Here is a 22,180-nt window from a genome sequence, read left to right as displayed (position 1 = left end):
TCTAAGTGATGAGATGGTCTCTTCCCGCGAAGCCTCAATTCAGGGGGATATTAGTAGCGCAGAGCAGATGCTGGCGGAAGCGCAAGCCGATGTAGATGATATCCGCGAGGAATATTCGATTAAAGCCTCCGAAGCAGCTCAACAGTATCAGAGGGACTTCCAGAGTCTGTGGTCTTTCGCGGGGTCCTCTCTGTCATCTCTTGATCGGTTTGGTAGCTCGCCTTCAGCAATTATCGAGAGATTAACGGGCTATGACAATAAAGCATTAGATATGTCCTTCGAGAATGCGCGCCGGGATCCCAGCAGACTACCTGAGCTGCTGGCGACCCTCTCTGAATGTACACCCGAACAGCTTCATATTTTCTTTGAGCAGAACCCTGAGCTGGCTTATACTCCCCTGTTTCCCGAGGGTACAAGTACTGCGAACATCTTTGCCGCTAAGGGTTGGTGGTCAGGTACGGAGCTCACGGATCAACAGCGGTCGGCCCTTATGTCTGCGGCTCCGGGTTTTGTTGGCAATCTTGATGGAGTCCCCTATAGTGTTCGTCACCAGGTGCTGAGTGATTTTATGCAGAATCTTCTCAGGGGTGAGGTGTGGCCTGTTCCCGGAGAAAAGATGGATGCGGATACCGAGATTGCTTTACAGAAAATCGAGGATTCACTTCAGAATGAGGCAGAAGGCTCCCGCCAGCTGGTGGTCTTGGATCTTAGTAATGTCCTTCCCCCGTATAGGGATAAGAACCCGGATAACAATGTCTTATCTGCTATGTCTATTGGGAAATTGGACGACTCCCAAAACACCACAGTCCTGGTTCACGGCATCCAAAACAGTGTCTATGGAACCTGGGGTGACTTAGTTACCCAGGGTCAGGCTCTCTATAACCGAAGGGGTGTATATGCTGATGGCACCCCTCAAGCTGTCATTATTTGGGCCGGCTACGATGCCCCACCCAGCCCCGGTGAACAGGCTAAACTCTTGGCCCAGAAGCCGCTGGTCCCCTATTACCCCTATGAGGGTGGGGAGCTTGGTAAACCAGGGTCACCGCTTGTGCGCCGCCCGGATGCCGCAGAACGCGGCGGTGTAAGGTTAGCCGGTTTTACAGACGGCTACCTTGCGACTAGAGCGTCTGATGCTGAGCATCTCAATGAACCCGTGTACTCTATAATTGCTCACTCCTACGGGACTACGGTAGCTACCTATGCCTTAACCCGAACAGAGGGTACGGTCCATGGCTACTTTATGCTGGCTTCGGCGGGGCCGCGGAAGAGAGATGTTGAGACTGCGAATGCCCAGGGGCTCCATGTGGAATCTGGCACAGAGGGGCCCTTGATTTATTATGCTTCAACGAACGAAGACTGGACTGCGCCCTTCGGCTATGTAGGCACAGGCGTGCTAACCCCTGATTTTGCGAGAACCGTCCCCCAGAATATTGATGGTGCCATTCGACTAGAGACAGGTGGTGGCTACAGCCTGGACGGAAAGTACTGGGAGGACGTGGATCACCACAGCTTAGGCAAGAAGGACAACCCGGACTTCCTTGAAAGATTCCCCTATGATGAGAGCACCCAGCAGGGCTTCAACACCCCGGGGACGACTAGTCATGAATCTGTTGCCTACCACTCGATAACCTTTGATGAAAAGCCTCTCACCTTCATCAAAGCTGAGGAGCGGGTTCTGTCCCCCAGAGATGAATGGCATACAGAGTCTGTACGAGGTGACCTCGACCCTAACGATCCCAGACTCAAGACTATGATGCGCCAACAGGGGCTTACCGAAGAAGACATAATCCCCGGTAAACCAGATGCCCAGGAGTAAGTAGATGAAACACCACCTTGCCACAACCGCCCTCACCACAACCCTCATCCTCACCGCCTGCACACCCCAACCCACACCCCCCAACACCACCACCATCACCAACGACTTCCGCCAAGCAGTCACCCAAACAGTCCAAGCCACCGGTCTCCCAGACCAACAACTCACCTACAACACAGGAAAACCCTACGACACCGACTACTTCACCCACCAACCCCTCACCACCGCAATCACACCCTGCGGAGATACCAAAGAAGGCGGGCTTAAGTACTCCTACAGCGTGGTCATTAAAGGAGACACAAGATACCCAGCCAACCAATGGCAAACCCAAGAAAACAAAGTCCGCCAAAAATGGCAAGAACAAGGCTGGGAAGTCAAAAACGTAGCACCAGGCTTCAACAAACCAGGAATCACCATCGGCACCACCACCGAACACGGAGTCACCATCCTCTACTCCGTAGCAGAAGGCCGCATCGACTACATACAAGTAGACTCACCCTGCCTAGCCGAACTAGCCCCCACACCCACTAACTAGCTCGGTATTTACTGGTGGATTTAGCCCCTCATAGGGCTTTCTTGCGGGCCAGTAGCCACAGGGCAAGCATGGCAAAACGAAGCCTGCCTTCACCTTCTCTATCAGAGGGTGAAGACAGGCTTGACCGTATGGCTCTTACTTCTGCACGAAGTAGAGGCGCTTGTTGACAAACTCGTCCATGCCGTAGGGGCCCAGCTCACGGCCATAACCGGAGTTCTTCACCCCTCCGAAGGGAATCTCAGCTCCCTCCCCGGCAGGAGTGTTCACATTGGCCATGCCCACATCCAGCTGACGGGCCAGCTTCTCGGCACGCTCCCGGTCCTGGGAGAAGACCGCACCACCCAGGCCGTACTGGCTATCATTAGCCAGAGCCAGGGCTTCCTCATCACTGCTGACCCTATAGACGGTAGCAACAGGGCCAAAAAGTTCCTGGTAGTAGACCTCAGAACCCACAGGAACATCGGTGAGGACAGCTGGGGAGAAGTAGGCGCTGGTGTCATCGAGTAGTTCACCACCAGCATGCAGGGTGGCACCGGCGGCCACGGCCTCATCCAGTTGCTTCTTGAGGCCCTCAGCGGCAGACCGTGAGGAGAGGGCCATGTAGGTAGTATCGTCAGCTTCGGTCGGCTTGCCGGGCTTCATAGCCTGGGCCAAGGCAACCAGTTCAGCTACGAACTCGTCATAGATGTCCTCCATGACGATCAGGCGCTTATTGGAGTTGCAGGCCTGACCGGCGTTGTACATGCGGTAGCCCCAGGCGGTTGCCGCAGCGGCCTTCACATCGTCGGTATCAAGCACAATGTAGGGGTCAGATCCGCCCAGTTCCAGAACGGCCTTCTTGAGGTTGCGTCCTGCAATGCCGGCAATAATGGATCCGGCGCGCTCTGAGCCGGTCAGGGAAACACCCTGAATGTGGGGGTGCTCAATGATGGTTTCAATCTGCTGGTGGCTAGCAAAGACGTTCAGGTAGGTGCCAGCTGGTAGACCAGCGTCCAGCATCAACTGTTCGATAGCCTGGGCGGAGCGGGCACAAATTTCGGCGTGCTTGAGCACGATGGTGTTACCCAGCATCAGGTTGGGCGCGGCAAAGCGGGCCACCTGGTAGTAGGGGAAGTTCCAGGGCATGATTCCCAGCAGGGCGCCCAGGGGACGACGCTGAATGTAGGCCTCAGAGCCTTCGGTCTGGGAGGGGATCGGCTCGTCCTTGAGCTGGTCAGGAGCGATATCTGCATAGTAGGTGAAGATCGCGGCGGAGAACTCAGCCTCTTCAATCGCCTCGGGCAGGGACTTACCGGTTTCGGTGCAGATGATTTCTGCTAACTCCTGCTTGCGCTCTTCAAAGAGCTGACCGATCCGGCGCACAATGGCCGCACGATCCTCCAGGCTGGTCTTGCGCCAGGTCAGGTAGGCGGCGTGGGCGCGCTCTACAGCCTGGATGGCTTGCTGGTCGGTGAGAGTGGGGAAAGTTTCGAGGATCTGCCCGGTGGTGGGGTCCTCTACGCGGTAGTTACTCATGGATCATATTCCTTTTGTGTCTCTTAGGGTTGATGCGGCTAGGCGCTCCTAGGCCGACTAACCAGCTCGCAGACGATTCATGCCAGCCAGCCGATTGCCGGGACGTCCACCCTGCCTATCGCTGGGTATTAGCCGGCGACCTTGCGGATTTCTTCGACGAAGATATCCAGGGCCTGGCCCAGCAGTTCATCACCGATGGTCAGCGGCGGCAGCAGGCGCACCACGTTACCGTAGGTGCCACAGGTCAGAATGAGTACACCGCGCTCAGCGCAGGCGGCGGCAATCTCTTTAGCGGCGGTGGCGTGAGGTTCCTTGGAGTCGGAATCTGCCACGAACTCCACGGCGAACATAGCGCCACGGCCACGGATTTCACCCACGATGTCCAGCTCTTCAACCAGGGGGGCCAGCTTCTGGCGGGCGATTTCTTCAATGTGGCGGGCGCGGGCAGAAAGATCCCACTCTTCCATGGTGTCGATAGTGGCCAGGGCTGCGGCGCAGGCCACGGGGTTACCCCCGTAGGTGCCGCCCAAACCGCCGGGCTGCACTTTGTCGAAGAGTTCGGCGCGGCCGGTGACAGCAGAGAGGGGCATACCACCGGCAATACCCTTAGCTGTGGTGATCAGGTCAGGTTCGATACCTTCGTGGTCGCAGGCGAACCAGCTACCGGTGCGGCAGAAGCCAGCCTGTACTTCGTCAGCGATAAAGACGATGCCCTTTTCGCGGGCCCAGGTGACGAGCTCGGGCAGGAAGCCCTCGGCGGGTACGATGAAGCCGCCCTCGCCCTGTACGGGTTCAATCAGAATTGCGGCCACATACTCGGAGCCAATCTGCTTTTCGATCATGTCGATGACCTTGGCGGCAGCTTCCTTACCGCCGACGTTGCCATCGCGGTAGGGGTAACTCATGGGTGCGCGGTAGACCTCGGGCGCAAAGGGGCCAAAGCCCTTCTTGTAGGGTGCGGCCTTGGCGGTCAGTGCCATGGTCAGGTTGGTGCGCCCGTGGTAGGCGTGGTCAAAGACCACTACGGCGTTGCGCCCTGTGGCTGCGCGAGCGATCTTGACGGCGTTTTCTACAGCCTCAGCGCCGGAGTTGAAGAGCACGGTGCGCTTGTCGAAGTCGCCGGGGGTGAGCTTATTGAGTTTCTCGGCAACAGCCACGTAGCCCTCATAGGGGGTGACCATGAAGCAGGTGTGGGTGAAGTGGCTGACCGCTTCTTGGACGGCGGCCACAACCTTGGGGGCCGAAGCGCCCACGGAGGTCACGGCAATACCGGAGCCCAGGTCGGCAAAGGAGTTACCGTCCACATCGACGATCACACCACCGTCTGAGTCTGCGGTGTAGACAGGCAGGGTGGAGGCCACGCTACCGGGTACGTTGGCGCTGCGGCGGTCGGCCAGTTCTGCTGAGCGGGGGCCGGGGACGGGACCGTTTAGCTTGATTTCTTGGGGCAGGCGGTAGGTAATCTCAGCCATGGTTTTCCTTAAAAAGTTTTGTAATTACAGAAAAGTTGGGTGTCCGCCGGTGGGGACCGGCGGCACAGGGTAGCTAGCTGGTGTAGGGGTTACGCATGCCGATGTACTGAATGGAGGAGTACTCGTCAATGCCTTCTGCCGCGCCTTCACGGCCCATACCGGACTGTTTGACACCACCAAAGGGGGCCGCCGCGTTAGAGACGACACCGGCGTTGAAGCCCATGATGCCGAACTCTAGGTGGTCAGAAGCCCGGTAGAGGCGGTCGATATTTTCGGTAAAGACGTAGGAGGCCAGGCCGTATTCGGTGTCGTTGGCCAGGGCGTAGGCTTCGTGTTCCTTGCTGAAGGTAAAGATGGGGGCGATGGGCCCAAAGATTTCTTCGCGGGCTACGCGAGCGTCCAGGGGCACATCAACTAGCACGGTGGGCTGGAAGAAGTAGCCGGCGCCCTCCCCCTTCTTACCTCCGGTGAGCACGCGGGCACCCTTGGCGACAGCATCTTCAACCAGGGCAACCATGGAGTCCTGGGCCTTCTGCTCAATGAGCGGGCCGCAGGTCACGCCCTCATCCAGGCCATTGCCCACCACCAGTTCGCTCATTTTCTGGGCAAACTTCTGGGAGAACTCTTCGGCCAGGGATTCGTGGACGATGAAGCGGTTAGCGGCGGTGCAGGCCTCACCGATGTTGCGCATCTTGGCGGCCATGGCCCCGGCAACCGCCTGGTCGATGTCGGCGTCCTCAAAGACGATGAAGGGGGCGTTGCCGCCCAGTTCCATGGAGGTACGTAGGACGTTCTCAGCGGCCTTTTTAAGGAGTTGCTTACCCACCGGGGTGGAGCCGGTGAAGGAGACCTTGCGCAGGCGCGAATCGCTCATGATGGGCTCGGAGATAGTTGCCGCCGACTTGGAGGAAACCACGTTGAGTACACCTGCGGGCAGGCCGGCGTCCATGAGGGTTTGGGCCAGGTATTGGCTGGTGAGCGGGGTTAGGCGGGCTGGCTTGAGCACCATGGTGCAGCCTGCGGCGATGGCGGGGGCTACCTTGCGGGTGCCCATGGCCAGGGGGAAGTTCCAGGGGGTAATGAGCAGGCAGGGGCCAACCGGCTTGTGGCGGGTGATCATGCGCAGGTGCCCTTCGGGGGCGGTGAGGGTGCGCCCGTAGTGGCGGGGGGTTTCCTCGGCAAACCAGCGCAGGAATTCGGCACCGTAGGTGACTTCTCCCAGGGCTTCGGCGTAGGGCTTACCCATTTCTAGGGTCATGAGGGTGGCAAATTCTTGGGCGCGTTCAGTAACGAGCTCGAAGGCGCGGCGGAGAATTTCGGCGCGTTCGCGCGGGGAGCTGGCGGCCCAGCCGTTGCCTCGGGTACCGCGTTCAGCGGCGCAGGCGGCGTCGAGGGCGGCGAGCGCGTCGGCTTCGGTTGCTGATGCTAGGGTGGCGAGGTGTTGGCCGGTGGCGGGGTTTTCAACGTCGAAGGTTCCGCCGTCGGAGGCCTCACGCCATTGCCCACCGATAAGTAGGCCGGTGGGGACCTTTGCCAAAAGTTCCTGTGTATCCAGGGTCATGAGGGTTTTCACCTTTCAGTGACTGTGTGTCTAATGTCTCGCGGCTGTCCTATCCATCTTACGCCCTCCCCTGCTGGGCAGGTAGCCTGCCTCACATGCCGACGGGCGGGTCATGTTTCGTTATTAAAGTTTGTGGGGTGAACGGCAAAAAGTAATCTCCCCTAGCCACCGGTCATTCGGGTCATAGCCCCCTGGAAACGTGCAAAAATAGTGACCATGAGTTTTGATTCGCACTCCGAGCTCCCCTCGCACCTTTTAGCTCTTGCTCAGATGACCCAGTGGTACACGGATGCACACCAGCTACCTCTTGAGCTTCGCCTGAGAGTGCACGAGGGCGCTGTCGATACCGTCCGCACCTCTGTGACCGGGGGCGCTGATAGGCCGGTTCCAACCGACTACGCCCAAGCGGTTACAGTTGCCGCCCTTGATATAGCCCGGTCTGAAGATTTTTCAGGCTCCTTCACCGTCCGCATCAATAGCAGCCCTGGCGGGCAGGTGATCGTCAAGCAGGTACCCCTTGCTACCGCTGATTCCCAGCCGGCACCGGCCGCTCAGCCCCAGCAGATTATCACCGCTGATGGCCTGCAATTACGCGCGGCTTTGATGGACCGTGGGCATACTTCGGGCTATTCTCCCCAAGAGATTGCCAACGAAGAAAGAGAACGCGGTTTTTCTTTTTCTCCCGAACTCAAGTTCTACAGGGCTTTGGTGCGTGAAGGTGTGGTTGCACAGGCGCAGGGGCGCGATGTGCTGGCCTCTAGTCCACAGGCTGACTTCGGGGCTTCAAGCCTCGACAGTGCCCCCTGGAAGGCACCAGCCACCCACGATGGTACCGTGCAGGCTGTATTGAACCACCGCCTGTGGATCGAGATAGCCCACAGCGATAGCCACCTGTACGCCATCGACCTGGCTCCAGGTTCTGCCGGTGTTATCGGTCAGATTATTGCGCGCCCTATTGGCGAGGCCTCCGTCCCTGTGCAGGTTGCAAGTTCACTGGCCCAGTTTGTGGTAGGTGAGGTTGGAGGCGACCAAGGAGCCCAAGCTCCCCAGGGCACTTCTCAGAAGGAAAGCCCGTTTGGGCAAACCGTTGCCTGGGTTGGCACCGTAGACCCTATCGCCTTCCCCTCGCTCTTAGGCTGGGCAGGGTTTCCGGCTGAGTCCCGCTACCGGCAGGCACTCCAAGAGCTGGCTGACCCGGCTCCTGCTGAGGGTGAAACCGACGCTGAAACCGTCGAGCAGAGAACAGCAGGGCAGGCGGAGACTTCTGGGCCGCTAGAAGATGCTACTCCTGGAGAGGCCAAGGTCGCAGAAGATGCCAGCGCTCTCTTCTCTAGTCAAGCCCCCACCGAGGCATCCTCTCCCGTAGCAGATGCTGAAGCTACCGCCGGGTCCGCTACCGATTCAGGTAAGCAGGCGGGTGCAACCAGCAAAGCCGACGAGCCTGAGTACTCTACCAATGTTGAGGGGACCGAGGCTGATAGCCCTAAGGCACCCAGCGCCGAGTGGCAAGAAGAACAAGCCAACGGCGCCCAACCCGACAATGAGCCGGAGCGGGCAGAAACCGTTCAGTCTGAGGCTTCGGAGGTCAGCGCCGACAATACTAACCCCGGCAAGACCTACGCACCGATTTCGCCGGAGCAGAAGAATATCGCCACCGCTATTGGCACCCTGGCCTTTGGCACCAAGGAACAGCGCGAGGAATACCGTGCGGCAGACGCCAGCCCCATGCCCACCCGTGATAGGCGCGGTAAGAAACTGTCACTCACCTCAGCCTCCCCGGGTGAGGTAACAGCCCAGCGTGAGGATAAGCAGCCCGAAGGTAACCTGCGTTCCGCCCTGCGCAAATTCTTTACCGGCAGCTAGGTAACTAGAGGCGCGGGGGCACTATCTGGGCGTAGGCTAGGGTCTAACTTCTTCTCATATCTGCTGGGAGAAGAGCTAGCACCCTTGCACACCCCGTCAAAGGAGTACCCGTGGCCCGTATCGCCAAGGACACCATCGGCACCACCGCTCTAGAAGTTTTCATTCCAGCGCCCGGCCAAAACCCTGACGACCCGGGCGATAGCGCCCGGCAGGATTTTTTGCGCCAGGCGCAGGAGCTACTGGATGCCGGTCTTGATATCGCCGTCTACTCCACGGACTCTTACCCCTCTGCTTTTAGGGACTGTGAGCCGGTAGCGGATCAGATTGCTATGGCTGGGGAAGCGGTCCTACCCATCCTGCTGGTGGAGGGCCTAGTCAAGGTGTCTTATATGTACCCCACTGCTGAGCAGATGCGCCGTTTCTCGCACTTTTCTGAGGTCAAACAACCCAAGGTGAACGCAGCGGCTGCGGCCTGCGGGACCGGTGGTGCCCAAGCTCCGGCAAGCACACCTACCCTTGAGCCAGCTGGCTTTGCGGCCGTCCTTGCGGGGGTCACTCAAAAACCAACGGGTGGCCCCGACATCGGCGGGCGCCGCAACCTCATGGGCGGCGATTTCGGGCAGGGCCTGCCCGATGACGGTGACCCCCTGGTGGAGTCGCAGTCCACCTGCGGGTGCGGCGGATGCGGGTGCGGCAGCTGACCGGCCGTTGGGTGCTGGACACTAGAATAGTGCTGATTTTATTTTTCTAAGGAGTGGCGATGATTGGTGCGCGGGTAGAGCACAAGGACGAGTTCTTTATTGCGGGGTTCCGCCAGACCGTCAAGCAGGGGGCTGGAATCGGTGAACTCTGGAAGAAGCTGACCGACCACGCCCAGAAGCGCGGTGTTACCATGCCAGAGGTTCATTCCATGGGTGTCATTGTGGGCATGAATGGCGCAGGCGAGTTCGACTACATGGCGGGAATTCTGGTGGAGAACCTAGAGACCGCTCAAGCTCTAGGGCTTAATGCCCTTAAGGTGGATGGCGGCGATTTTGCTGTGACCACTGTTCAGGGTGCTGTGCCTATGAGTACTATGGCAGGTGTGGATCACCTCATGGGGACTTTCTTGCCCCAAGCTGGTTTTAAGGCCAACGGCCCAGTCTTTGAAGCCTACGGACCGGGTGACCCCTCGTCTCAAGACTTTCAGATGCAGGTGTGGGTTCCGGTAAAACCAGCCTGAACCAGCTCTGAGCTGGGGGGTGCGGGGCACTCAAAACAGCAACTATATTTATAACCCCTGGACCCCTCAAGCTAGCGGGTGCGAAAAGGTAAGGGAAATATGTCTCAAAAATTAAAAGCACTGGTCAGCGTACTTGGGGTAGTCATCCTGATTTCTGCTCTGGTAGCTAGCGGCGGTAGCTACCAGGGTGAGACCTTAGCGGGTGGGTTCCCGCTCTTTGCGAGCGCCGTGATGCTGTCCTACCTGATTCAGTGGCTCTTTTTCATCCCCGCCTATGCCCTGAAGACCGAGAAGTTCTATGATGCTGCCGGTGGTGTGGGCTTTGTGGGAGGAACCCTCTTTGTGATGCTTGCTGCCTCCTCTCTGAGCCCTCTTGCCTGGCTGCTGGGGGCCATGGTTATTCTCTGGTCGCTCCGCCTGTCCCTCTTCCTCCTGGTTCGGGTCATGCGCAGCGGGGGCGACGGCCGCTTTGACGACATTAAAACCGACCCCGTACGCTTTTTTATCGCCTGGACTTTGCAGGGGCTGTGGGTTGCGGTAACAGCAAGTGCAGCCTGGGCGGTCATTACCTCAGGCCGCCATGCTGAGCTGGGCTGGGTAAGCTATCTGGGTGTACTGGTGTGGCTGGTAGGTATGGCTCTTGAGATAACCGCCGATGTCCAGAAGAGCCGTTTTAAGGCTGACCCCGCCCACCGTGGTGACTTTATCCAAAGCGGGGTCTGGTCGGTGTCGCGTCACCCTAACTATCTGGGCGAGATTCTGGTTTGGGTGGGTGTTTTGGTGACCGCTGCTCCCCTGCTGGTGGGCTGGCAGTGGGTAACTATCTTGTCGCCTGTTGTGGTGGTTCTTCTTCTTACTAAGGTCAGTGGTATCCCCAAGCTGGAGGCTCGTGCCGATGAACGCTGGGGCGGCCAGGAGGCCTATGAGGAGTACAAGCGGAACACCCCTGTGCTGATTCCGGGCCTTAAGGGTAAGAACTAGTGAGAAAGCGGACATCGGTCTCATCAGCTTTGATGGTTGATCCTGAGCAGAAGTACCGTAACCTCAGTGACGTTTTAGAGGAACGGCTTTCACAGAACCCTGAGCACATTGCTTTTGATCTGCCGGTGCGAGGGTCTACAGGTGCCATTGAGCGCTGGAAGCATGTCACAACAGCAGAGTTTCACCGGCAGGTTCGGGCCGTTGCGGCGGGTCTAATAGCCCAGGGCATAGGTTTGGGCGACCGCGTTGCTCTTTTCTCACCCACCGTTTATGAGTGGGCTGTAGCTGACTGCGCCCTGATCTATGCAGGTGCCCAGGTGGTGCCCATCTACGACACGAGCTCACCCCAACAGGTGGGCGATATTCTGGCCAATGCCGGCGTGGTGGCTGCTTTTGCCGGGTCGCAGGGGCATGCCGATACCCTGACTCAGGCAGGGGAAGAACGCGGGCTGGACCTTGCCATCTGGTGCTGGGAAAGCTCGCTTGCTTACCCCTGTCTGTCCGACTTGGAGGAGGCAGGGCGGGGCCTTGAACAGGTGCAGGTGGACCAGCGCCGAGCTCAGCTGAGGCCCGCAGATATCGTTACCCTGGTCTACACCTCGGGGACCAGTGGGGCGCCCAAGGGCGTAAAAATTAGCCACCTGAATATGATGGGGCAGGTTCTCAACGTTGCAGCTGCCTACTCGGAGATTGTTCATGAACAGGGCAGGACGGTTATTTTCCTGCCACTGGCTCATGTTCTGGCGCGGGGCTTACAGCTGGTGTGCCTGGTCAAGGGTATGCGGATCGCCCACCTTTCAAACCCCAAGGAGCTGATTTCGCAGCTACCGCATACCCAGCCCACCTTCTTAGTGGTGGTTCCGCGCGTCTTAGAGAAGGTAGGCGATGCGGTGTCCAAGCAGGCGCAGGCTAAGCACCTGGGCAGGGTGTGGCAGGCCGCCGAGCGAACCGCCTTGGCTGTAGCCCGAGCGCAGGAGCAGGGGCTACGCCCCGGTCGGCCGCTTCTTTTCGCTAGGGCCGCATACGATGCGCTCTTCTTTAGCAGGGTGCGTTCCTTGCTGGGAGGAAAAATTGAATGGATACTCTCAGGCGGTGCTCCCCTAGCTCGTGAGCTATCACTACTTTTTGCGGGCATGAAGGTTCCGGTGGTGGAGGGCTACGGCCTGACCGAGACTACCGCCCCACTGGCTGGTAACAGGCCAGGTGCTATCCGCTCAGGGACGGTAGGTTTACCCCTGCCCGGCGCAGAGATCCGCATTAGCGAGGAAGGGGAGGTCTTAGCGCGGGGCATCGGTGTGATTTCGGGCTACACAGATAGTTCTTGGGATCAGCTGGCTTTTACCGAAGACGGCTACCTGAGAACCGGTGACCTGGGCTCCCTAGACGCGGACGGCTACCTGACCATTCGCGGGCGACTCAAAGATGAAATTACAACAGCCGGCGGCAAGTCCATATCGCCTTTTACCTGGGAGGAGGCGGTTACCGCCAGCCCACTGGTGGAACACGCGATCATGATAGGAGATAAGAGACCCTACCTTGTTGCCCTGATAGTGCCCAGCGAAGATGGCCGGGCACTACCTCAGGCGGCTTGCGCTCAGGCTATCCAGAAGCTGGTTGAAGATGCTAATTCCCTGGTGGCCCGCAGTGAGCAGGTCCGCCGTTTTAAGGTCATTGAGCTAGATGATCAGGACCCGGAGCTTATAACCCCCACGCAGAAGCTCAGGCGCACAGCGCTTTCTAAGCGCTTCGGTCAGGTCATTGATGAGCTCTACGCCGCCTAGCTGAGCCCCTGTCAGAAAGTAGCGGCCCCGGGGGAACATTCCCCGGGGCCGCTGTCTACTAGCTATTTCGCCTTGCAGTGAGGAGATCTTCCGTCTAGCTCACAGCACCGCGCAGGGTACGCAGGGCTACCTGGAGTACCGCCAGGCGGGGGCGGCCGTCGGCGCCGGGGGCAGCCTGCTGAATCTCAGCCAGCATGGTGTCCACACGGCCCATACGAACCGGGTGCTTCTCTACCCAGCGGGCTACGGCAAGATCGCCGTTCTCGGTGCCCGCTACTACGCCCTGCCCGGTTTCCTGGAGCACACGCAGGGCCAGCTTAGCGGCAATCTCGTAGAGGTCATCGCGCAGTGATGAGCGAGCCAGAGTCTCCCACCGGTCTGCACGGGGCAGAGTCGAGATAGTGGTCAGGAGCATATCTACCTGGAAGCGGTCATAGACCGAGTAGTAGACGCGGGCCATTTGCTCGGTGGACAGGTTGTGGTCTTCTGCCGCACGTACCACGTCCATAAGAGCAAATGCCTCAAACTCACGAATCCAGTTGACCGTGAGCTCTTCGGGTAGATTCCAGGCCTCTGCCTGGTTACGCATAGCGCGTACTCTGGCTCGTGTGTCGTCTGCAAAGTAGTCATTGAGTGAGGGGATGAGTTCGGCAACGGGCTTGAAGCGCTCAATCATGTCAGCAATGGGGGTGCCCACCACCACCGAGCGTTCAGCGGCAAACCAGCGGGCTAGGCGGTCCAACACGCGCTGCCAGTCACGGATAACAGCCAGCCACCCCTCCAAGGGAGTTGAAGCAGGAAGCTCACGATGCAACCGTGCAGAGTTGCCAATGCCAAATGTTTCACGGGAAACGTAGAAGGCGCGGGCAATCGCATCAACCCCCACCCCGGTTTCTTCCACAGCCCGGAAGACGTGGGTAATGCCACCCAGGTTCACCATCTCATTGGCGACACGGGTACAAATAATCTGCTGACGCAGCGGGTGCGAAGCCAGATGTTCCCCAAAACGCTCCACCAGGGCAGGCGGGAAGTAGTCGGTCAAAATACGGGCCAGGTAGGGGTCATCGGCCAGGTCAGTCTTCTCCAACTCGGCGGTCAGGTGAATCTTGACGTAGGCCGCCAGCACAGCCAGTTCCGGGCCGTTGAGCATCTCACCGGTCGCCTCGTAGCGGCTGCGAATTTCCTCATCGGTAGGCAGGAACTCGACAGCACGGTTCAGCCCGGCCTTCTCTTCCAGGTCGTGAATCAGTCGGATATAGACCTCAATACCGGGGGCGGTGCCGTGGTGCTCAGCCTGCAAAAGCACGTTCTGTTCCCGGTTGGTCAGCAGAACCTGGGCACCAACATCCTCACGCTGGGCTTCAATGAAAGCCGCGCGTTCCTCAGCGGCAAGCTCACCGGCAGCCACCAGGCGGTCCACCAGAATCTTGATATTAACCTCGCGGTCAGAGGTTTCCACGCCGGCGGAGTTATCGATAGCATCAGTATTGAGCAGGACGCCTGCGCGTGCGGCCTCAATGCGACCTAGCTGGGTGAAGCCCAGGTTGCCGCCCTCGCCCACAATCTTAGCTCGCAGGTCGCGGCCGTCCACGCGGATAGCGTCGTTGGCCTTATCACCCGCGGCCGCGTGGTTCTCATTGGAAGCCTTCACATAGGTACCGATGCCGCCGTTGTAGAGCAGATCGACAGGGGCCTTAAGAATGGCGGAGAGCAGTTCGGGCGGTGAAAGCTGGGTAATATCCTCGCCCAGCCCCAGAACCTCACGCACCTGGGGAGAGATGGGAATGGACTTAGCGCCGCGAGAGTAGACACCGCCGCCCTCAGAAATCAGCTCGGGATTGTAGTCCTGCCAGGACGAGCGGGGCAGGTTGTAGAGGCGAACACGTTCCTCAAAGGAGACGTCAGCCTGCGGTGAGGGGTCCAGGAAGATATCCCGGTGGTCAAAGGCCGCAACTAGGCGGGTGGCGCGTGAGCGCATCAGGCCGTTGCCAAAGACGTCCCCGCTCATATCGCCGATACCTACGGCGGTGAACTCCTGGGTCTGGCAGTCGATACCGAGTTCGGCAAAGTGCCGCTTGACGGATTCCCAGGCACCGCGTGCGGTGATGCCCATAGCCTTGTGGTCGTAGCCTACCGAACCGCCGGAAGCAAAGGCATCGCCCAGCCAGAAGCCGTATTCGGCGCTAATGGCGTTGGCGGTGTCGGAGAAGGAGGCGGTGCCCTTATCAGCCGCAACGACCAGGTAGTAGTCGTCGCCGTCACGGGCCAGGACGCGGGGGTTGTGTACTACGGTTTCGGTGCCGTCGGCCTCGATAGAGAGGTTGTCGGTGACATCGAGCAGGGAGGCGATGAAGACCTTGTAGGATTCGCGGCCCTCCGTGATCCAGGCGTCGCGGTCAAGTGCGGGGTTGGGGAGCTGCTTGGGGTAGAAGCCGCCCTTAGCGCCGGTGGGGATAATGACCGCGTTTTTGACCATCTGCGCCTTGACCAGGCCCAGGACCTCGGTGCGGAAGTCTTCACGGCGGTCGGACCAGCGCAGGCCACCGCGGGCTACGGGGCCAAAGCGCAGGTGAACGCCCTCAACGCGCGGTGAGTAGACGAAGATTTCGAAGGTGGGCCGGGGTAGGGGCGCAAAGTCAATCTGGCCGGGTGCCACCTTGAAAGCGAGGGCGGGGCGGTCCAGGTAGGCGTTGGTGCGCAGGGTTGCCTTTATGACGGTGGCAAGTGAGCGCATGAAGCGGTCCACATCGAGGGTGGGGATAGCATCCAGGGCGGTGGTGAGTTCGGCCCAGACCTGTTCGCGCTTGGCTTCTCGTTCCTCTGCTGGGCTGTAGCTGGCGTCGGGGTCGAAGCTGACCGCGAAGTAGCGGGCAAGCAGGCGGGTGGCCGCAGGGTAACCCAGCAGGGTGTCGGACATGAACTCTGCGGAGTAGACCTGGCCCAGCTGGACCAGGTAGTGGGTGTAGGCACGCAGGATAGCGACCTGTTCCCAGGTGAGTTCTTCAATGAGGATGAGGCGGTCCAGGCTGTCAGATTCGCGCTTGCCCAGCAGGTAGGCGTTGAGGGCATCCTGGTAGAGCCCTGCAACTGCCTGGATATCGACCCCTTGGGGTAGTTCTACGCCGAAGTCGTAGAGGGAGAATACTCGTCCGTCAGCAGGGGTGATTTCGTAGGGTTTTTGGTCAATGACGACCAGGCCCATGTTCTGCATGACCGGCAGTAGCTCGGTCAGGGTGTGCGCCGAGGCCAGGTAGGTCTTGATGCGGGTGCGGCCCTTGCGTTCATCGATGCGGGCGGCGGCGGGCTGTTCCTGACTGAGGGACTCAAAGATGGCCATGTCTTCGACCGCGTTTTCAACCTCGTAGTCGGCGCGGTAGGTCATGGGTACCGCTTCTGACCAGGCGGATACGGCCAGGCGGCTAGCTTCGGGGTCTTGCTTTTGGCCAAGGACAGCGCCTTCAACGGCGGCGGCGGTTGCTTCACCCCAGGAGCGGGTGGTGGCCTGTAGGCGGCGTTCAATTTCCCGTGCATCCAGGCTGGGAATGACGTTGGGGGTTGCCAGGCGCAGGCGGAAGAAAATACGGGCCAGCGATGAGGTGGAGAGGTAGACCTCAAAGTCTAGGCTCTCTACGTCGATGAACTCATAGAAGACCGCTTCGAGCCGCTGGCGAACCTGGGTGTTGTAGCGGTCGCGGGGCAGGAAGACGGTGGCTGAAACGAACCGGCCAAAGGTATCGGAGCGCAGGAAGAGGCGGGTGGTACGGCGTTCTTCTAGGCCCATAATGCCACGGAAGGTGTCGGTGAGTTCTTCCAGGTCGGCGTGGAGCAGTTCTAGGCGGGGGTAGTCTTCGATAATGCCAGCCAGGGTCTTATCGGAGTGTGAGCCAGGCTGGTAGCCCAGGTGTCGGCGCATAATGGCAATGCGTTCACGCACCAGCGGGGTTTCTACAGCCGGTAGCGAGTAGGCCTGGCGGGAGAACAGGCCCAGAATGACGTATTCGCCCACAATCTTGCCGGACCGGTCAAAGTCGCGTACCCCAATGTAGTCCAGGTATTCGTGGCGGTGCACGGTGGAGCGGGAGTTGGCTTTGGTGATGTAGAGGGGGCGCGGATTCCGGGCGTTTTCTAGGCCCAGGCCGGTGAGGACGATGGGGTCGCCTTCCCCCGTAGTGGCCAGGATGCCTAGGCCGGAGCCTGGGCGGTCCGTCAGGAGCACTTCGCCGGAGTGGCCGGTCAGGTCACGTTCTTTGATGCCCATGAAGAGGAAGTTTCCTCGGGTGAGCCAGCGCAGGAATTCTTGGGCGGCTTCCACCCGGGTCATGGGATCGGCATCGGAGTTGATGGTGCCGGTGTAGTGTTCGGCCCCGCCGAGGGTGACCCCGGAAAGCTCGTTGAGCTTATCAGCGATATCTAGAACACGGCTAGCCATAGCTTCGTTGTCACGGGCAGCGCGGTGTACGTCGGTCAGGACGGAGCGGATTTCTTCTTCCAACTGCCCGGTGGCGGCATCATCGACGCGGGTGGTCAGTCGGACGGAGATCCAGGATTCGACGGTTGCCCCTGCCCCCATATTGCCGCTGGCAGCGTCTCTGATGATGGGCATGGAGACGGTGTCACCGCTGGCTACAGGCTGTTTGAGGCCGGGGCCGGTGAGGTTGACCAGTTCACCTGCGCCGTTACGTTCTACCAGGAAGGTGGGGTGAACCAGGCCCGAGATACCGCCCCAGTGGGCTGCGATCTGGGCGGTGATGGAGGAGACGAGGAAGCTGGTGTCATCGACCACGATGTAGAGGGTGCTGCCGCTGTCGTCGTTCTGGAGGGAGACGATAGCCTGGCCCGGTGCGCGGACGGCAGCTAGGGACCGATGTGCTTGGGCAAGGTCAGTGAGTTGTTGGTCGGTCAGCCCTTCAAGCTCGTCTGCTGAGCTGTGACGGTAGTAATCGTTGATCCAGTCATTGGTGCCGGACCAGAGGGCTGAGCGTTCGTTCGTACGCAAGAATTTGCCTTTCGCTGGTGAGGATGTCACTTCTTTGTGATATCGGTGCGCGGGGTGGTGCGCGTCATTTAATCTTAGTCCGCTTGGGGGTAGGAGTGAACCGCAACACTACCACCTCTAGATTTTAGTGAGACCGGTCAGAGGCATAAGGAGCCTAACCCCGGGCGTCTTCACACGGGGGGTCACTTTGAGAGCTAGCACTTTCTCAGCCTGCCATCAGGTAACGGGCCGGTTACGGTGCAGGTAATAGCTCTTGAGAGGAAGGAATCTGTAAATCGTAGGGATCCCAGCCCTGTTCATGTAGCTCTCGGTCTGCTTCCTCAACCAAAGTTTGAGAAAAGGACCAATTCAGGTGGTTATCATCCATGTAAACAATAATGTTGCCCACAATGGAGTTGCAGTAGTTATCCGGGCATAAACCGTCGGTGATATCGACCCTATAGGTGTGATCGTAACGGTCCATGATGTCGATGCTGGGATCAGTCTCAGCCATCTTGTCTTGCAGAGGAGCACCACATGAGGCAGGGTTCTGCCGGTTGGATTGTGCACACTCAAACATATTCTCTGTCCAACGGGGGTTATCCCGAACACCTATGACGTTAATCCCCTCAGAGGTGAGCCCAGCAAGTGCTGGCTCCAGGTTGGGCGTAAGAATTTCTTCATTGGATTCTCTGGAAGTGCGGGTAGAAACCAAGGCCACGTTATCAGGGTGTAAGTCCAGCAACTGCTGGTAGACAATCTGATTGTAGTCCTGGCAAGATCCAGGTTTAGCAGGGCCTGAGGTGAGCGAGAAACGGCAACCCGGGCGGAAGAGCAAGATGAGGTTAGTGTTCGTTGCCCGGGCGATACCTTCCATCAGGGGGTAGACCAGGTGGTGGGCATGGGAGTCTCCGACCACCACGGTCAGAGGAGCATCTGGGTCTCCGTATAGTTTCATGCGGCAGATGCTGGTCTCAACGCCTGAATCGAGGTACTCATTATCAATCCCAGGGTAATCCAGGCAACTCTCACCCAAGGGGGGGAGCTGTCCGTCTGTAGTCATTGGGATAGCCGGGTCAGCATACCTCTGGTTTGCATTTTCAGCGAGAGCGCCGGGGAATCGCTCACTGCCGGCGTATTGTTCATTTGAGGCCCACTGGGCAGACTTAGCATCAAGCCACTTCTGCCCACCAAACACCAGGCCTCCCGCCAGTGCCAAGCAAAGAAGAATTAATGAGGGTGGGCGGATCAGGCGGGTTGAACTTACCCGGAGCACACTAGACCAGGGTATCTGGTGCCTGTGTGTTGCTCCAGCAGGGGAAGTAGAGGGAGTAATAACACCTGGCTTTTTCTCCCAGGCTCTCAGTGGCCTTTCAACACCCTTGTGCAAGAGCCAGGCAAGGACCAGGGAGATCAGGATAATGAGAGCACCGTCAAACCAGCCTGCCTGAGGTTTTCGGGCCCAGGAAGTATAAAGGATCAGGAGTGGCCAGTGCACCAGGTAGAGGCAGTAGGAGATAGCACCCATCTTTTGAAGGGGTTTAGCGGATAGCAACCTATCTGCTCCAAAAGGTGAGCCGGTCTGCCCGGCCGCAATCACGAAAGCACCGGAGAGCAGGGGCCAGAGAGCTAGGTAGCCAGGGAAGGCCTGTTGGACGGGCAGCAACCAGCCGCAGGTTATCAGCCCCGCTACGCCTAACCAGCCCAGGGGTACTTTGAGAATGCTTGGTAGCCGCCATTTGAGAAGGGCGATAGCAAGCAGGGTCCCCGCGGCGAACTCCCACAGGCGGGTCCGGGTATCGAAGTAGGCAAAGCCCTGGTTTGAACCGGTCTCCAAGATAGAGAAAGTCAAAGAGAGAACAAAGATGGGGCCGAAGACAAAGAGAGCTGTTGGTAAGACTTTAAGACGCAGATAACCGACCAGGAAAGCTACCAGGGCAAAAAGCAGGGGCCAGAGAATAAAAATTTGTCCCTGCATGGAGAGCGACCAGAAGTGCTGGAATGGTGTCTTGAGGGTGGCGTCCTGGGCGTAGTAGTCCACGGCGTTGAAGGCCAGTCGCCAGTTGAGGTAATAGAAGATGGAGGCTTTGGCATCCGCCAGTATGGAGGCCCAGCGTGAGGGAACAATAACAAAGTAGCTTGCCAGCAGGGTGGCAACAATTACCGTTGCGGCAGCCGGGAGCAAGCGCTGAAAGACATGGAGCCAGTAGCTAAGAATTTTTAGGGGCTGACCTTCTTGAATTTTGCGCAGAGAGGAAAGAGACAGCAGGAAGGCGGAGATGAAAAGAAAGACATCCACACCGCCTGAGACTCTGCCAAACCAGACATGGTACATGACGACCAGGAGCACAGCCAAAGAACGCAGGCCCTGCACTTCTGGCCTGAATTTAGGTTGTTCCACCAAGCTACCGAGGGGCTTGTGCTGTCTACGCGGTCTCTGATTCATCTCTTAACACTATCTGCTAGGCCACAGGCCGTATCGAATATCCCAAGTTTTCTATCAAATCTCAGGCCAATAACTGAGGGAGTCTATCACACCCCGCTATTAGCCTTTGTCAGAATAGTATTCACGGACTCCTAAGGCATATTGCATGTCATCCACGACTTGACGATAGGGCTTGCAGGCAGGCAGTAGCCCTCGGGCTCCTGACCTATAACTACCCGTTCGGGATCCACTCCGTACCAGGTGCTAATCGCATCAAGGACCCACTCAATTTGGGGTACATGATTGTAGTTGAGGTCAACGGCCTGGCTTACGAGGGGGGTATTGAGTGGCTTTAGCTCAACCGGGGAATGGGCATCTCCAGATGCCAGTTGGTCGGCTACAGATTGCGCGCGTACCTCAAGTTGAGTAGCGCGCATGGTAAGTGCCTGAGAGACCGTTTGACCATAGGGCACGGCTGAAATGAGTGAAAACCCCAGGAGGATACAAGGTAGCACCAGCACTACCGATTGTTGCTCCTTCCGAGGTGCTAGGAGTCGAACCAGCGCAAGTATAACCAGGGCACAGCAGCTTGCTAGAGCGAAAGTGGGGTTTGTGAAGGTTCTTAGTGCTATCTCGGGGCTACCTGTTCGGGCAACAAAAATTTGGCCCACAAAATAGATGAGGAATACCAGTACGGTAACCATTAGTAGTTTTCTGAACTTGAGGTTTTCGTGCCACTGGGTTGAAGCAAAACCATAAACAGCTAAAGCTGCGGCCACGACAAGTAGATACCCCCACTCTTGCGAGTGCTCTGTGAAGAGCCGGAAGTTCGCGGGGAGACTCTTAAGAATCTCTCCAATAGAAATATCAGTCCCATAGTACTCACGGCGAGCTGCTGTACCCGGGGAAAAATAAATGAGCGCAAAGGCTACAATTGAGCCCAGCCACAGGGGAAGGCCAAGACGGCGCAAGGCCCCCTTACCCGTAAAAACTCCACTCAAGAGTATGACAAACCCGGTAAGACCGGTGCAGATAGTTAGGGGCTCAGTGAACATACCCGCCCACAGCGTCACCAGGAACAACACTAAAATACCTGGTAGCCGCACGTCTTTAAAACTCATCGACAGCGCCAGAGAAAAGGCCAACAGTGTAAAGGTGAGGCCACCCAGATATACGGTGCTTGAGGTAAGCCAGAGGAAGGAATCAAACATACTCGGGGTGAGTATCAAAGCTCCTACGGTGAAGAGGGTAGCTACGCTATAGGAGACAACTAGCGGCGCCACAGTCAGTGCCACTAGACGGCGCACCATATAAGCCACCAAAGAAACGATCATGACCAGCATAAAAACAGGCATAATCTGCAAGGAGGCCTGACCAAAGACTGCGTAGGCAAAGGCAAAGAAGGCGGCCTGCCCCAACCGCCCATTGTGGGTCATGTAGTGGTGGGTGACATAACTTATAGGATTACCCGCCTGCTCATAGGCATGAAAGTAGCTAAAGTCATCGGCAATGATACTTGCCTGAGTGGCAAAGTAGGTAAAGGTTCCAAACGCCACAAGAGCGGCAGTGGCAAGTATCGTAGCCGCTACCCTTGAAAACCTACTAGTTACAGCGCGGGCGTGAGAGCTATGAGACATGGCTTGGCTTTCTAAAGATAATTAATTTATAGACAAAGAAGTTCCAGCCGGTTGTAATGGCTAGTGCAACCATACGGGAAAGATAGATCCCTAAAAACTCGGCCGTAAAATGCACAAAAACCAAGGTAAAGAGGTAATTAAACCCAAGCAGAACTGCAAACGCAGCGGTTTGGTAGCTCACGGTTTTAGCACGAACGTCCTTATTCTCAAACGCAAAAAATTTCTGCAGTAAGAAAGAGAAAATAACGCCGAGCCAGTAGCTCGCAGTGACCGCGAGACTATCACTTGCAGTGAATACCCGGATCATCACGAAGATGACCGCAAGCTCAAATAGTACGCCGACCCCGCCCACTAGAACGTAACGTACCAAGGTCTGATTTTTACGGATTAAACCGAGCAT

Annotated in this window: 14 protein-coding genes; 7 read left to right on the top strand and 7 right to left on the bottom strand. The window is 58.0% G+C overall.

Annotation, left to right across the window (positions count from 1 at the left end; genetic code table 11):
* Positions 1–13 precede the first annotated feature (13 nt).
* Entirely contained in the window at positions 14–1,816 is a 1,803-nt protein-coding gene (locus tag ACN085_RS10290; RefSeq protein WP_419111470.1) for an alpha/beta hydrolase, read from the top strand.
* 4 nt (positions 1,817–1,820) lie between these two features.
* Entirely contained in the window at positions 1,821–2,348 is a 528-nt protein-coding gene (locus tag ACN085_RS10285; protein ID WP_419098843.1) for a hypothetical protein, read from the top strand.
* A 135-nt stretch (positions 2,349–2,483) separates the two neighbouring features.
* Here the strand turns inward: ACN085_RS10285 and ACN085_RS10280 are convergent, their stop codons facing one another.
* The 3 genes from ACN085_RS10280 to ACN085_RS10270 all read right to left on the bottom strand — a co-directional run bounded on the left by ACN085_RS10280 (position 2,484) and on the right by ACN085_RS10270 (position 6,896).
* Positions 2,484–3,863 carry an NAD-dependent succinate-semialdehyde dehydrogenase gene (locus tag ACN085_RS10280; RefSeq protein ID WP_419111469.1) on the bottom strand — a complete coding sequence of 460 codons (1,380 nt, stop codon included), beginning with the start codon at positions 3,861–3,863 and terminating at the stop codon, positions 2,484–2,486.
* Between the two features lie 128 nt (positions 3,864–3,991).
* Positions 3,992–5,335: a 4-aminobutyrate--2-oxoglutarate transaminase gene (gene gabT, locus ACN085_RS10275; RefSeq protein ID WP_419111468.1), complete on the bottom strand. Its 1,344-nt coding sequence runs from the start codon at positions 5,333–5,335 to the stop codon at positions 3,992–3,994.
* A 73-nt stretch (positions 5,336–5,408) separates the two neighbouring features.
* Complete coding sequence (locus tag ACN085_RS10270) at positions 5,409–6,896, bottom strand: NAD-dependent succinate-semialdehyde dehydrogenase (protein ID WP_419098840.1); 1,488 nt, start codon at positions 6,894–6,896, stop codon at positions 5,409–5,411.
* 216 nt (positions 6,897–7,112) lie between these two features.
* Between ACN085_RS10270 and ACN085_RS10265 the strand changes: the two genes are divergently transcribed.
* From ACN085_RS10265 to ACN085_RS10245, 5 genes are all read left to right on the top strand, one after another.
* The gene (locus ACN085_RS10265; RefSeq protein ID WP_419111467.1) at positions 7,113–8,759 is read left to right on the top strand and encodes a hypothetical protein; all 1,647 of its coding nucleotides are present in this window, start codon (positions 7,113–7,115) and stop codon (positions 8,757–8,759) included.
* A gap of 110 nt (positions 8,760–8,869) precedes the next feature.
* Positions 8,870–9,460 carry an arsenic metallochaperone ArsD family protein gene (locus tag ACN085_RS10260; RefSeq protein ID WP_419098838.1) on the top strand — a complete coding sequence of 197 codons (591 nt, stop codon included), beginning with the start codon at positions 8,870–8,872 and terminating at the stop codon, positions 9,458–9,460.
* Positions 9,461–9,519: 59 nt separating this feature from the next.
* Positions 9,520–9,981, top strand: coding sequence for a GyrI-like domain-containing protein (locus tag ACN085_RS10255; protein ID WP_419098837.1), 462 nt, complete (start codon positions 9,520–9,522; stop codon positions 9,979–9,981).
* Between the two features lie 99 nt (positions 9,982–10,080).
* On the top strand, positions 10,081–10,962 hold the full coding sequence (locus ACN085_RS10250) for a DUF1295 domain-containing protein (RefSeq protein ID WP_419111466.1): 882 nt from the start codon (positions 10,081–10,083) through the stop codon (positions 10,960–10,962).
* Complete coding sequence (locus tag ACN085_RS10245; RefSeq protein ID WP_419111465.1) at positions 10,962–12,743, top strand: AMP-dependent synthetase/ligase; 1,782 nt, start codon at positions 10,962–10,964, stop codon at positions 12,741–12,743. The genes ACN085_RS10250 and ACN085_RS10245 overlap by 1 nt, the downstream gene beginning before the upstream one ends.
* Before the next feature lie 94 nt (positions 12,744–12,837).
* Here ACN085_RS10245 and ACN085_RS10240 read toward each other — a convergent pair whose 3' ends face one another.
* From ACN085_RS10240 to ACN085_RS10225, 4 genes are all read right to left on the bottom strand, one after another.
* Positions 12,838–17,739 (bottom strand): NAD-glutamate dehydrogenase, encoded by a 4,902-nt coding sequence (locus ACN085_RS10240; RefSeq protein WP_419111464.1) that lies wholly within the window; start codon positions 17,737–17,739, stop codon positions 12,838–12,840.
* A gap of 232 nt (positions 17,740–17,971) precedes the next feature.
* Positions 17,972–20,119 carry an acyltransferase family protein gene (locus tag ACN085_RS10235; protein WP_419111463.1) on the bottom strand — a complete coding sequence of 716 codons (2,148 nt, stop codon included), beginning with the start codon at positions 20,117–20,119 and terminating at the stop codon, positions 17,972–17,974.
* Between the two features lie 176 nt (positions 20,120–20,295).
* Complete coding sequence (locus ACN085_RS10230; protein ID WP_419111462.1) at positions 20,296–21,780, bottom strand: hypothetical protein; 1,485 nt, start codon at positions 21,778–21,780, stop codon at positions 20,296–20,298.
* Positions 21,770–22,180 carry a GtrA family protein gene (locus ACN085_RS10225; protein ID WP_419098831.1) on the bottom strand — a complete coding sequence of 137 codons (411 nt, stop codon included), beginning with the start codon at positions 22,178–22,180 and terminating at the stop codon, positions 21,770–21,772. Before ACN085_RS10225 ends, ACN085_RS10230 begins: the two co-directional genes overlap by 11 nt.

It is taken from the genome of Rothia sp. P4278, assembly GCF_048512945.1.
Lineage (GTDB): Bacteria > Actinomycetota > Actinomycetes > Actinomycetales > Micrococcaceae > Rothia.
The sequence above is the reverse complement of the archived record's forward strand: the minus strand, read 5'-3'. Positions and strand labels throughout refer to the sequence as shown.

What these genes read in the sequence shown, in the direction of transcription:
- ACN085_RS10225 (WP_419098831.1), bottom strand. Translation starts at nt 22,180, where the DNA reads ATGCTCGGTTTAATCCGTAAAAATCAGACCTTGGTACGTTACGTTCTA.
- ACN085_RS10280 (WP_419111469.1), bottom strand. Translation starts at nt 3,863, where the DNA reads ATGAGTAACTACCGCGTAGAGGACCCCACCACCGGGCAGATCCTCGAA.
- ACN085_RS10285 (WP_419098843.1), top strand. Translation starts at nt 1,821, where the DNA reads ATGAAACACCACCTTGCCACAACCGCCCTCACCACAACCCTCATCCTC.
- ACN085_RS10230 (WP_419111462.1), bottom strand. Translation starts at nt 21,780, where the DNA reads ATGTCTCATAGCTCTCACGCCCGCGCTGTAACTAGTAGGTTTTCAAGG.
- ACN085_RS10265 (WP_419111467.1), top strand. Translation starts at nt 7,113, where the DNA reads ATGAGTTTTGATTCGCACTCCGAGCTCCCCTCGCACCTTTTAGCTCTT.
- gabT (WP_419111468.1), bottom strand. Translation starts at nt 5,335, where the DNA reads ATGGCTGAGATTACCTACCGCCTGCCCCAAGAAATCAAGCTAAACGGT.
- ACN085_RS10255 (WP_419098837.1), top strand. Translation starts at nt 9,520, where the DNA reads ATGATTGGTGCGCGGGTAGAGCACAAGGACGAGTTCTTTATTGCGGGG.
- ACN085_RS10270 (WP_419098840.1), bottom strand. Translation starts at nt 6,896, where the DNA reads ATGACCCTGGATACACAGGAACTTTTGGCAAAGGTCCCCACCGGCCTA.
- ACN085_RS10290 (WP_419111470.1), top strand. Translation starts at nt 14, where the DNA reads ATGGTCTCTTCCCGCGAAGCCTCAATTCAGGGGGATATTAGTAGCGCA.
- ACN085_RS10250 (WP_419111466.1), top strand. Translation starts at nt 10,081, where the DNA reads ATGTCTCAAAAATTAAAAGCACTGGTCAGCGTACTTGGGGTAGTCATC.